This window comes from Pseudomonas sp. NDM (assembly GCF_003105095.1).
GTDB lineage: Bacteria > Pseudomonadota > Gammaproteobacteria > Pseudomonadales > Pseudomonadaceae > Aquipseudomonas > Aquipseudomonas moraviensis_A.
The window spans coordinates 1-11,291 of sequence record NZ_QETJ01000157.1 but is presented as its reverse complement, the minus strand read 5'-3'; the positions used below and the strand labels follow the sequence as shown (position 1 = coordinate 11,291).

Annotated in this window: 10 protein-coding genes and 2 pseudogenes; 10 read left to right on the top strand and 2 right to left on the bottom strand. The window is 60.1% G+C overall.

Features of this window, described 5'->3' with window-relative positions; genetic code table 11:
- Positions 1–245 precede the first annotated feature (245 nt).
- The 4 genes from DCO47_RS22345 to argE all read left to right on the top strand — a co-directional run bounded on the left by DCO47_RS22345 (position 246) and on the right by argE (position 3,974).
- The gene (locus DCO47_RS22345) at positions 246–1,556 is read left to right on the top strand and encodes an NAD(P)/FAD-dependent oxidoreductase (protein WP_116658947.1); all 1,311 of its coding nucleotides are present in this window, start codon (positions 246–248) and stop codon (positions 1,554–1,556) included.
- 59 nt (positions 1,557–1,615) lie between these two features.
- Positions 1,616–2,032 carry a RidA family protein gene (locus DCO47_RS22340; RefSeq protein WP_116658946.1) on the top strand — a complete coding sequence of 139 codons (417 nt, stop codon included), beginning with the start codon at positions 1,616–1,618 and terminating at the stop codon, positions 2,030–2,032.
- A 119-nt stretch (positions 2,033–2,151) separates the two neighbouring features.
- Positions 2,152–2,829, top strand: a complete 678-nt coding sequence (locus DCO47_RS22335) for a DUF1028 domain-containing protein (protein ID WP_116658945.1) — start codon at positions 2,152–2,154, stop codon at positions 2,827–2,829.
- A complete protein-coding gene (argE, locus tag DCO47_RS22330; protein WP_116658944.1) occupies positions 2,826–3,974 on the top strand; it encodes an acetylornithine deacetylase in 1,149 nt (382 codons plus the stop codon). Before DCO47_RS22335 ends, argE begins: the two co-directional genes overlap by 4 nt.
- 20 nt (positions 3,975–3,994) lie before the next feature.
- Here the strand turns inward: argE and DCO47_RS22325 are convergent, their stop codons facing one another.
- The gene (locus DCO47_RS22325; RefSeq protein WP_116658943.1) at positions 3,995–4,906 is read right to left on the bottom strand and encodes a LysR family transcriptional regulator; all 912 of its coding nucleotides are present in this window, start codon (positions 4,904–4,906) and stop codon (positions 3,995–3,997) included.
- A gap of 235 nt (positions 4,907–5,141) precedes the next feature.
- Between DCO47_RS22325 and DCO47_RS22320 the strand changes: the two genes are divergently transcribed.
- The 5 genes and pseudogenes from DCO47_RS22320 (at position 5,142) to DCO47_RS22300 (ending at position 8,725) form a co-directional block, all read left to right on the top strand.
- Positions 5,142–6,557, top strand: a complete 1,416-nt coding sequence (locus DCO47_RS22320; protein WP_116658942.1) for a cytosine permease — start codon at positions 5,142–5,144, stop codon at positions 6,555–6,557.
- 97 nt (positions 6,558–6,654) lie between these two features.
- The gene (locus DCO47_RS22315) at positions 6,655–7,278 is read left to right on the top strand and encodes a glutathione S-transferase family protein (protein WP_116658941.1); all 624 of its coding nucleotides are present in this window, start codon (positions 6,655–6,657) and stop codon (positions 7,276–7,278) included.
- A gap of 47 nt (positions 7,279–7,325) precedes the next feature.
- A pseudogene (locus DCO47_RS22310) lies at positions 7,326–7,442 on the top strand (cysteine hydrolase); the annotation flags it as partial.
- Positions 7,414–7,829: pseudogene (locus tag DCO47_RS22305) on the top strand (aldehyde dehydrogenase (NADP(+))); the annotation flags it as partial. The pseudogenes DCO47_RS22310 and DCO47_RS22305, both read left to right, overlap by 29 nt.
- A gap of 416 nt (positions 7,830–8,245) precedes the next feature.
- Entirely contained in the window at positions 8,246–8,725 is a 480-nt protein-coding gene (locus DCO47_RS22300; protein WP_116658940.1) for a hypothetical protein, read from the top strand.
- 130 nt (positions 8,726–8,855) lie between these two features.
- Here the strand turns inward: DCO47_RS22300 and DCO47_RS22295 are convergent, their stop codons facing one another.
- Entirely contained in the window at positions 8,856–9,734 is an 879-nt protein-coding gene (locus tag DCO47_RS22295; protein ID WP_116658948.1) for a LysR family transcriptional regulator, read from the bottom strand.
- 103 nt (positions 9,735–9,837) lie between these two features.
- On the opposite strand from DCO47_RS22295, the gene DCO47_RS22290 reads away from it, so the two are divergent.
- Entirely contained in the window at positions 9,838–11,229 is a 1,392-nt protein-coding gene (locus tag DCO47_RS22290) for an aldehyde dehydrogenase family protein (RefSeq protein WP_116658939.1), read from the top strand.
- Positions 11,230–11,291 lie beyond the last annotated feature (62 nt).

Sequence of the window (11,291 nt, the reverse complement as noted above, 5' to 3'; positions counted from 1 at the left end):
AGGGCCGCTGCGTGACCCAGCGGGAGCAAGCTCCCTCGCCAAAAAAACTCTTCAACCACTGACCTTGGGCGTCCTTGAAAGCCCTGCATTCAAAGGCTTCGGCCTGCCTGCATCAGTTTTTTATCTTCACATCCCAGCTTAATAATATTTTACCGATACCCCCCCTCTCCCTAGTCTGACCTCAAGCCAAACGGACAAGCCAACAGCGGCCCGAATCCAACTGCCTTGTTAGGAAGGATGTAGAGATGACCCCAGAAATAATAACAACAGACACGCTGATCGTCGGTGCCGGCCAAGCGGGTGTGGCGATGAGCGAGCACCTGAGCAAACTCGGTGTCCCGCATCTGGTGCTGGAGCGCAACCGCATCGCCGAGCGCTGGCGCACCGGACGCTGGGATTCGCTGGTGGCGAACGGCCCGGCGTGGCATGACCGCTTTCCCGGCCTGGAATTCGATGACGTCAATCCCGACGGTTTCGCCGCGAAAGAACGCGTGGCCGATTACTTCGAAGCCTATGCGAAAAAATTCAATGCGCCGATCCGCACCGGTGTGGAAGTCAAAAGCGTGGTGCGCAATGTCGGTCGTCCGGGTTTCACCGTCGAGACCTCCGATGGCGTGATCGAAGCCAGACGAGTCGTAGCAGCAACCGGGCCGTTTCAGAAACCGGTGATCCCGGCGATTGCCCCGCAAGACGAACGCCTGCTGCAGATCCACTCCGCTGACTATCGCAATCCGCAGCAACTGCCGGCAGGCGCGGTGTTGGTGGTCGGTGCCGGTTCTTCCGGGGTGCAGATTGCCGATGAACTGCAACGTTCCGGCAAGCAGGTTTACCTGTCGGTCGGCGCCCATGACCGCCCGCCTCGCGCTTATCGCAACCGCGATTTCTGCTGGTGGCTGGGGGTACTCGGCGAGTGGGATCAGGCGGCAATGAAACCCGGCCGCGAACATGTGACCATCGCCGTCAGCGGTGCTCATGGCGGGCGCACCATCGACTTTCGGGGTCTGGCCCATCGCGGCATGACCCTGGTCGGAGTTACCGAGTCGTTCGCCAACGGCGTGGTGACCTTCAAGCAGGACCTGGTCGCCAACCTCAAGCGCGGCGACGAGAACTATCTGGCGCTGCTCGATGCCGCCGACGCCTACATCGAACGCAACGGCCTCGACCTGCCGCAAGAGCCTGAGGCGCGGGAAATGTTTGCCGACCCCGAGTGCGTGAAAAACCCGCTGCGCGACCTGGATCTGCGCAAGGCTGGCGTGACCTCGATCATCTGGGCGACCGGGTTCGCCGTGGATTATTCCTGGCTGAAAGTCGCGGCGCTGGATGCGCAAGGCAAGCCTGTGCATCAGCGCGGCGTGTCGAGCGAGCCGGGGATTTATTTCCTCGGTCTGCCGTGGCAATCGCGGCGAGGTTCGTCGTTTATCTGGGGCGTGTGGCACGACGCCAAACATGTCGCTGATCACATCGCCACCCAACGCAAATATCTCGAATACCGCGATGCCGAGCAGCGTGAAGCGCAGCCGCATCCTTCCACGCCGAGACACTTCGTCGACGCTTGATTCCCTCTTGCGCCCGGTGCCGCTTGCACCGGGCCAAACCCTCTCTACAGGAGCCGCCCATGAGCCAGCCAACCCATACACGCATCCGCATGTTCAACACCAAAGACACCTACCCCAACCAGACCCTCGACAACGACTTGTGCCAGGCTGTGCGCGCCGGCAACACGGTGTATGTGCGTGGTCAGGTCGGCACCGATTTCGACGGCAATCTGGTCGGTCTCGGTGACCCGCGCGCCCAGGCCGAGCAAGCCATGCGCAACGTCAAGCAGTTGCTCGAAGAAGCTGGCAGCGACATGAGCCACATTGTCAAGACCACCACCTACCTGATCGACCCGCGTTATCGCGAGGCGGTGTATCAGGAGGTCGGCAAATGGCTCAAGGGGGTGTTCCCGATTTCCACCGGGCTGGTGGTCGCGGCGCTGGGCCAGCCGCAGTGGCTGATGGAGATCGATGTGATTGCGGTGATTCCCGAGTAAGTTAGGAAAACCGAGTCGCGACCTTCGCGAGCAGGCTCACTCCCACAGGGGCATGTATTTCAAAGTGGGAGCGAGCCTGCTCACGAAGGCGTCAGCCCAGACAATCAAGGACTCCGCCCATGACCTTTTCCATCACCGCCCGCTGCGCCGACACCGGTCAGTTCGGCGTCGCCATCAGTTCTTCCAGCATCGCCGTCGGTGCCCGCTGCCCGTGGCTGTTGCCCGGCGTCGGCGCGGTGTCGAGCCAGAACATCACTTTGCCGTCGCTCGGCCCGGAAGTCCTCGCCCTGCTGGAACAGGGCGTGGCCCCTGAAGCCGCGCTGGACCAGGTGCTCACGCGCAACGGCTACAGCCAGTACCGCCAGATCACCGCGATCAACCACCTCGGCCAGACTGCGCATTTCAGCGGCGCGCAAACTCTCGGCGTACACAACGCCGCCACGGGTGAGCAATGCGTAGCCGCCGGCAACATGCTCGCCGGGCGCGAAGTCATCGAGGCGATGGTCAGCGCTTTCGAGCACGGCGAAGGGCAACTTGCCGAGCGCCTGCTCAAGGCCCTGCACGCCGCACAAGCGCACGGTGGCGAAGCCGGGCCGGTGCATTCGGCAGCGCTGCTGGTGGTCGGCGAACAGACCTGGCCCATCGTCAATTTGCGTGTGGATTGGGCCGATGAAAACCCGATCGGCCAGTTGCAGGCACTTTGGGATGCCTATCTGCCGCAGTTGCAGGCCTACATCGATCGCGCCCTCGATCCGGCCAAGGCACCGGGTTATGGGGTTGCCGGAGACGATCGATGAACAGCGTCGCGCTGCTCAAGACGCTGGTGGGCTTCGACACCACCAGCCGCGAATCGAATCTGCAGTTGATCGAATTCGTCCGCGATTACCTCGCCAGTCACGACGTGCCGTGCGCGCTGATTTACAACGACGAACGCAGCAAAGCCAATCTGTTCGCTACCATCGGCCCGGTCGATCAACCGGGCATCGTGCTGTCCGGGCACACCGATGTGGTGCCGGTCGATGGTCAGCCGTGGACGTTGCCACCGTTCGAACTCAGCGAGCGCGACGGCAAGCTGTTCGGCCGTGGCACGGCTGACATGAAAGGCTATATCGCCTGCGTGCTGGCGCTGGTGCCGAGGCTGGTTGCGACGCCTCTGCGCCAGCCGGTACATATCGCTCTGTCTTATGACGAGGAAGTCGGCTGCCTCGGCGTGCGCTCGTTACTTGAGGTGTTGCAGCAGCGGCCGGTGAAACCGTTGCTGTGCATCATCGGTGAACCGACCGAACTGAAACCGGTGCTTGGTCACAAAGGCAAACTGGCGATGCGCTGCGATGTGCATGGCCACCCGTGCCATTCGGCCTATGCGCCGCTCGGGGTCAACGCTATCGAATACGCCGCCGAACTGATCGCCGAACTAGGACGGCTTGGCCAGCAGCTCAAGGCGCCCGAACACCACGATGCGCGTTTCGATCCGCCCTACAGCACCGTGCAAACCGGGCTGATCAGTGGCGGCAAGGCGCTGAATATCGTGCCCGCCGACTGCCGCTTCGATTTCGAGATCCGCGCCCTGCCATCGCAGGATCCGGCTCTGGTTGCTGAGGCGCTCAAGGCTTACGCCGAACGCGAAGTGCTGCCACGCATGCGCGCTGTCAGTGCACACAGCGATATTCGTTTCAGCGCGCTGTCGGCGTATCCGGGCCTGGTCACCGAGGCCCACAGCCAGGCCGCCGAGCTGATCGCGGCGTTCTGCGCTTCGAGGGATTTCGGCACCGTAGCGTTCGGTACTGAAGGCGGTCTGTTCGACGCGGTGGGCATTCCCACCGTGGTGTGCGGCCCCGGCAGCATGGATCAGGGCCACAAACCCGATGAGTTCATCAGCCTTGAGCAATTGCACGCCTGCGATGAAATGCTGCAACGCCTGCTCGATTTCATCCGCCTGTAAGCGTCGGCCCGGCCCGGTGTTCAGGCGTACAGCCGGGCCAGTTCCTCGCGACAATGATCGACGAACAACTGCACCGGTTTGGTCAGTTGTACCCGTCGCAGCCACGCTGCCGACAAGCCCGAGCCGGTGACGGTTTCGGCCAGCGGCACGCAGACGACTTTCTGCCCATCGTAGGTATAGTCGCTGAACGGCTTGGTTATCAGAATCGAAAAGCCGAAGCCATTGGCGACCATGCCGCGCACCATCTCGATCGAGGGTGAGCTGAAGACGATATTCGGCGTCAGACCGCGCTCCTCAAAAATGCTAACGAAGTACGTCCGGCTCGGCACCACGTCGAGCAGGATCATCGGTTCCAGCACCAGATCATGCAGCGAGACCTTTGCCTGTTGCGCGAAGCGATGATCAGCCGGCAGCAAGGCGTACGGCTGCTGCGGCGGCATCAGCGACGAGGTTTCGATGGTGCTGTCGAGGTCGTGTTCGAACAGCATCGCCACATCGATGCTGCCCGCCGTCAGCGCTTGCACCAGTTCCTGCTGCTCGCCGTCGCGGATGCGGATTTCCACGCCCGGCCAGCGCTGTTTGAAGCCGGCGATCAGGCGCGGCAGGTACAGCGGCGCCACGGTTTCGAAACAGCCGATATCGATCTGCCCGGCGACCACATCGTTGTCCGCCAGAGCGTTCTGCTCGAACTCATGGGCCACCCGCAACAGCTCCAGCGCCTTGCGATAGAAGCGCGAACCGCTGGGTGTCAGGGACACGCCTTGGGCGTGATGGCGGATGAACAACTGCACACCGAAGCTTTCTTCCAGATGCTTGATCGCCGTGGACACCGAAGGCTGGGCGATGTAGAGCTTGCGCGACGCTTCGGCGACGCTGCCGCAGTCGGCGGTGGTGACGAAATATTTGAGCTGGCGCAGGTTGTAGGCAGCCATGAAACCTCCGGCGAAATCAACAGTGCTTCTGTGGCGAGGAGTGCAGACAGCTGAGTGTGAACATACCGGAGGCCCGCCGCAGCCGGAGCATATTTTTTTTAAGGTCTGAAGCAACAAACTTACTAATTTATCTATCCCGGGGCTTTGCACATGATCACTTCAACAAGAAATGCGCCACCCGTGCCGGCGCTTACCGAAGTACGTCCACGTACTCATCCTTGCCTTGGAGTTCGACATGGCTACCCCCGCACCCACTTCCGCTCCGCTGATTGAAAAACACACGATAGGCTACGTGCCGCCCGAAGATCGCCACGGAAAGGTTCGCGATCTGTTCACCCTCTGGTTCGGCGGCAACATCGCGCCGCTGCCCATCGTCACCGGGGCGCTGGGTGTGCAGTTGTTTCATCTGAACCTGGTCTGGGGCATCGTCGCGATTCTGGTCGGCCATCTGGTCGGCGGCGTGTTGATGGCGCTGCACTCGGCGCAAGGCCCGCAGATGGGCATCCCGCAAATGATCCAGAGCCGCGCGCAATTCGGTTCGCTCGGTGCGTTGCTGGTGGTGCTGATTGCCGGGGTGATGTACATCGGCTTCTTCGCCTCCAACATCGTCCTCGCCGGCAAATCGCTGCACGGCGTGGTCGACAGCGTTCCGGTGCCGGTGGGTATCGTCATCGGCGCGCTCGGGTCCGGGATCATCGGCATCATCGGCTACCGCTTCATTCATGTGCTCAATCGCATCGGCACCTGGGTGCTGGGTATCGGCATCGTCGTCGGTTTCGGCTACATCCTCACCCATATCCAGACCGATGATTTCCTTACCCGGGGCAGCTTCAATCTGTCCGGCTGGTTGGCCACGGTGTCGCTGGCGGCGTTGTGGCAGATCGCATTCGCGCCGTACGTTTCCGACTACTCACGCTATTTGCCGGCGGATGTGAAAGTGTCGTCGACGTTCTGGACGACTTACCTCGGTTCGGCGCTGGGTTCGAGTCTGTCGTTCGTTTTCGGCGCGGTGGCGGTGCTGGCCACGCCCGTCGGCATGGACACCATGGACGCGGTCAAACTGGCCACCGGCGCCATCGGCCCGCTGATGCTGGTGCTGTTTCTGCTCAGTGTGATCAGCCACAACGCCCTTAACCTCTACGGTGCAGTACTGTCGCTGATCACTCTGGTGCAGACCTTCGCCTATCGCTGGATCCCGACGGCGAAAAGCCGCGCAGTGATTTCCATCATCGTCTTGCTGGCCTGCTGCTTCGCTGCGGTCGGTGCCTCGGCTGACTTCATCGGCCACTTCGTCGACATGGTGCTGGTGCTGCTGGTGGTGTTGGTGCCGTGGACCGCGATCAACCTGATCGACTTCTATGCGATCCACAAGGGCAAGTACGACATTCAGTCGATCTTCCAGGTCGACGGCGGCATCTACGGCCGTTACAACCCACAGGCATTGCTGGCTTATGCGATCGGCATCGCCGTGCAGATTCCGTTCATGAACACGCCGCTGTACGTCGGCCCTGTCTCGGCGCACATCAACGGCGCGGATCTGTCCTGGCTGGTCGGTTTGCTGGTGACCTCGCCGCTGTATTTCTGGCTCGCCAACCGCGACACGTCTTACCGTCGGCGGATGATGGCCGGCAAACTGGCGGGCAGCATCTGATCACTGAAACATGATTGAAGCAAGGCCCGCGCAATGCGGGCCCTGTGTTTTGCGCTATGGTATTTTTCTGCGTCCGACACCAGGAGAAGGAAATCCCATGCTGCGAATTCTCGGCAAAGCCTCATCGATCAATGTGCGCAAAGTCCTGTGGACCTGCGCCGAACTGGACATCCCGTTCGAGCGTGAAGACTGGGGGTCGGGTTTCAAGTCGCCGAACACTCCGGAGTTTCTCGCGCTCAACCCCTGCGCCATGGTGCCGGTGATTCAGGACGGCGATTTCACCCTGTGGGAATCCAACACGATCATTCGGTATCTGGCGACGCGCTATGGCGGCGCGAATTTGTATCCCGCCGAGGCAATTGCCCGGGCGCGGGTCGATCAGTGGATCGACTGGCAGGCCTCGGAGCTGAATCGCTCATGGTCGTACCCGCTGATGGCGCTGGTGCGCAAGTCGCCGGACTATCAGGACCGCGACGCCCTGGCCGCTGGCTGCCGGGACTGGACGCGGAACATGCAAATCCTCGACCGCCACCTGCACAAGACCGGCGCTTACGTGAGTGGCGAGCAGTTTTCCCTGGCGGATATCCCGATCGGGCTGTCGGTAAATCGCTGGTTCGAAACGCCGCTCGATCACGGGGACCTGGCTGCGGTGCGCGCCTACTACGATCGCTTGAATCAGCGCGACGGTTATCGTTTGTACGGGCGCAACGGCACGCCGTGATCAAGGTTATTTGCCTTGAACTCTTCACGCCGCGCCTGTCGTTCTTCACCCTGGTCCGCGACGCAACGGCAGCCTTCAAAGCTGAAATGATGCACGCCGCCCGCGAGCTCAACGGCCCGACTTTCGGGACGCCAATTGCTCAGCGAACCGGCATTGGCCCATGAAGTGTTTGGCCCGTCGGCGATATTGGTTGCGGTCAACGATGAAGCCGAACTGTCGACCGTCGCCCGCACTTGCAAAAGGTCAGCTCACCGCGGCAATCCAGCTTGAAAGTATCGACCTGAGATTGGCGCTGCCTGCTGCCAATCCTTGAGCGTCGCACTGGATACATCGTGGTCAACACTTTCGCGCACCCACAGGAAGTGACCTTCGCCACGGTGCACGGCTTACCGTTTCCGGCGACTTCCGACAGCCGCTTTACCTCGGCCGCATGACCTCGATCGAACGATTATTGCGTCCCTTGGCTTAGCAGGGTTTTGCGGATGAGTTGTTGCCAGAAGTTTTGCGAGTAGAGAATCCTACTGACTATGCCACGGATTATTGCCGGTCGTCTTGACAGGCAAAATGCCGGGCTATGGCACGAAAGCCGGCATTTTTTTCCCGGACGAAATCGGCTTTTGTCGGGCGCGATCCTGCAAGTGCCGTAGCAAAAACAACACCACGGTGCGTAGTCTCGGATGGTCTGGCAGATCCTTAGATGAGCTAGACATCGTAAAACGCGTCAAACGGACGCGATGATGAGTGCTCGAAGGTGCCCGATCCGATCACTGCGACGATCGCATCCACGACTTTTCACGTCAACTGTGGAGCGTGCCACATCGTGCCTCTACCAGCTCATTCGCGCTTTTTACGAAAAAAACAACTGTAAGTTATGACAGTTACAAAATAGAGAACTCTGGCTAATCTACAGGTCGGGTAACGTCCCATTACAGAACACTCCTCATTTAATTAATAAAGGACTTTAGAAATGCAAGATTTCAACCAAGAATTAGAGTTTACTGTTAGCAATCTTACTGAGAAAAACAGACACCCCGACGACTACTTCACAGCAACTATAACGCCTCCGCTACCACTCACAGGCGACCACTTTGAAGCCGACAGTATTATGTACTCTGCGATTGGTACAAACAGCGCTATCACGGGTCGCTTTGATGGGGGGGTTCCCAATAGTTATTTAGCCATCCAGGTTGTCTTCCCGCAAGGCCTACCAGACGGTGAACATGAAGTTGGACCAGCTGGTAGTGCCATCAGAGGAACTTTTGTCTTCCATCCAACTGCCTCCTCCAGTTCAGAACATGTCAGGGCAAAAAAAGGAAAACTTCATATTGAAAGACACCCCAATCTCAACTCTATTAACGCAGCTATCGAGATGGAGTTTGAGTACCAAAACGAAACTATTAAAGTTTCAAATGGAAAGGTGCACGCCACATCCGACAATCCTATTTAAGTGGCACTTATGTATCGCGTGTTTTTTTCAAAGCGTGCTGCCAGTCGTCAGTGTTAAATATTTACCGCGACTGGTACGCACGTTGCCAATCGATAGTTTTTTCCACCAAAGAAATACTCAAAAGCCTCCCTCATTGCTCAGCCCGCACTACCCCGCACTCCTCCAGCAACCGCACGAACATGCTCAGACTGCGCGACACCGTGCCCCGACGCCACACCAGCCAGGTAGTCAGATAGCGAAAATTCGCCGTCAGCGGCCAGACGCTGACCGTCGCGCTGCCGGGCATGCTCTGCAGCATTTTACGTGGCATCAACGCCAGGCCAGCACCGGCACTGACGCAGGCGAGCATGCCGTGGTAGGACTCCATTTCGAAAATCTTGCCGGGCACGGCGGCGTCAGTGCTGAACCATTTTTCGAAATGGTGACGGTAGGAACAGTTGGAACGAAAAGCGTAGATATTTTCGCCATTCACGTCCGCCGCACGCTCGACCGGTGAATGATTGAGCGGCGCGATGATGACCATTTCCTCCTCGAACGCCGGCACGCCTTCCAGGGCCGGATGCAGTACCGGGCCGTCGACAAATGCAGCGGCAAGACGCCCGGACAGCACGCCGTCGATCATCGTCCCCGATGGCCCGGTCGAGAGGTCGAGGTCGACCTTCGGATGCTGCTGGTTGTACGCCGCCAGCAGTTCAGGAATGCGCACTGCAGCAGTACTTTCCAGCGAGCCCAAAGGAAATGCGCCCTGGGGCTCCTCCCCCGCCACCGTGGCCCGGGCTTCCTGCACCAGATCGAGAATGCGCCGCGTGTATTCGAGAAAACTCCACCCGGCCGGCGACAAACGCAGACGGCTTTTCTCGCGGATGAACAGATCGACGCCGAGATCCTGCTCCAGCTGTTTGATGCGCGTGGTCAGGTTCGACGGCACGCGGTGAATCTGCGTGGCGGCGGCGCTGATGCTGCCGTGCTCGGCCACGGCTTTGAAGATTTCCAGTTGCACCAGATCCACAGGCATTCTCCAATCGTGAAAGAAACGATCTTTATTATTCAGTTTCCAGAAAACAAACACCACCCTACTCTTGGCCCATCCGACGAACATGAAGGACAACGCCATGAGCCAGATTTCCAGCCAGACCCACGCCATCTCGATCAACCCCGCCACCGGCGAGCAGATCGGTCACTACGCGTTTGAATCCGCCGCTGCCCTCGATGCAGCACTGACCCGCGCCGCTTACGGCTTCGGCAAGTGGAAGCGCAAGCCGCTGCAGGATCGCTCAAGCCTGCTGACCGCTCTGGCCGGCGCGCTGCGTGAAACCTCAGAAGCGATGGCGACGATGATCACCCGGGAAATGGGCAAGCCGATCACTCAGGCCCGTGGCGAAATCGAGAAATGCGCCAAGCTCTGCGAGTGGTACGCCGAACACGGCCCGGCCATGCTCGATGCTGAGGCCACACAAGTTGAAGGCGGCAAGGCGCGCATCGAGTATCGTCCGCTCGGGCCCATTCTGGCGGTGATGCCGTGGAACTTCCCGATCTGGCAGGTGCTGCGCGGCGCGGTGCCGACGCTGCTTGCCGGCAACACCTACGTGCTCAAGCATGCGCCGAACGTGATGGGCAGCGCTTATCTGCTGCGCGATGCGTTCGTCCGCGCCGGTTTCCCCGACGGCGTGTTCGAAGTGCTCAACGTCACCCCGGAAGGCGTTTCCACCGCCATCGCCGATCCGCGCATCGCCGCCGTGACGCTGACCGGCAGCGTCCGCGCCGGCATGGCCATCGGTGCTCAGGCCGGTGCAGCGTTGAAGAAGTGCGTGCTGGAGCTCGGCGGTTCCGATCCATTCATTGTGCTTAATGACGCCGATCTGGATGAAGCCGTGCATGCGGCGGTAGTCGGTCGTTATCAGAACTCCGGACAGGTCTGCGCGGCTGCCAAGCGCCTGATCATCGAACAAGGAGTGGTCGAGGAATTCACGCGTAAGTTCGTCGAAGCTACACGCCAGTTGAAAATGGGTGATCCGCTGAACGCCGACACTTACATCGGGCCGATGGCGCGTTTCGATCTGCGTGACGAACTCGATCAGCAAGTGCGCGACACCCTTGAAGAAGGCGCGACGCTGTTGCTTGGTGGCAGAAAGGCCGAAGGCGCCGGCAACTACTATGAGCCGACGGTACTGGCTGATGTCACTGACCGCATGACTTCGTTCAAACAGGAACTGTTCGGCCCGGTCGCCTCGATCATCACCGCACGCGATTGCGCGCACGCCGTGGCTCTGGCCAACGACAGCGATTTTGGCCTGACCGCGACGATCTACACCGCCAACGTGGCGCTGGCCCAGCAACTGACCAGCGAACTGGAAACCGGCGGCGTGTTCATCAACGGCTACTCCGCCAGCGACCCGCGCGTGACCTTCGGCGGCGTGAAGAAGAGCGGCTTCGGTCGTGAGCTGTCGCATTTCGGCGTACGGGAATTCTGCAACGCCCAGACCGTGTGGCTGGATCGCAAATAAGCCAATCACGGTAGCAATTGTGGGAGCGAGCCTGCTCGCGAAAGCATTCTGTCAGTCACCGA

What these genes read in the sequence shown, in the direction of transcription:
- argE (WP_116658944.1), top strand. Translation starts at nt 2,826, where the DNA reads ATGAACAGCGTCGCGCTGCTCAAGACGCTGGTGGGCTTCGACACCACC.
- DCO47_RS22345 (WP_116658947.1), top strand. Translation starts at nt 246, where the DNA reads ATGACCCCAGAAATAATAACAACAGACACGCTGATCGTCGGTGCCGGC.
- DCO47_RS22320 (WP_116658942.1), top strand. Translation starts at nt 5,142, where the DNA reads ATGGCTACCCCCGCACCCACTTCCGCTCCGCTGATTGAAAAACACACG.
- DCO47_RS22335 (WP_116658945.1), top strand. Translation starts at nt 2,152, where the DNA reads ATGACCTTTTCCATCACCGCCCGCTGCGCCGACACCGGTCAGTTCGGC.
- DCO47_RS22315 (WP_116658941.1), top strand. Translation starts at nt 6,655, where the DNA reads ATGCTGCGAATTCTCGGCAAAGCCTCATCGATCAATGTGCGCAAAGTC.
- DCO47_RS22325 (WP_116658943.1), bottom strand. Translation starts at nt 4,906, where the DNA reads ATGGCTGCCTACAACCTGCGCCAGCTCAAATATTTCGTCACCACCGCC.
- DCO47_RS22300 (WP_116658940.1), top strand. Translation starts at nt 8,246, where the DNA reads ATGCAAGATTTCAACCAAGAATTAGAGTTTACTGTTAGCAATCTTACT.
- DCO47_RS22340 (WP_116658946.1), top strand. Translation starts at nt 1,616, where the DNA reads ATGAGCCAGCCAACCCATACACGCATCCGCATGTTCAACACCAAAGAC.
- DCO47_RS22290 (WP_116658939.1), top strand. Translation starts at nt 9,838, where the DNA reads ATGAGCCAGATTTCCAGCCAGACCCACGCCATCTCGATCAACCCCGCC.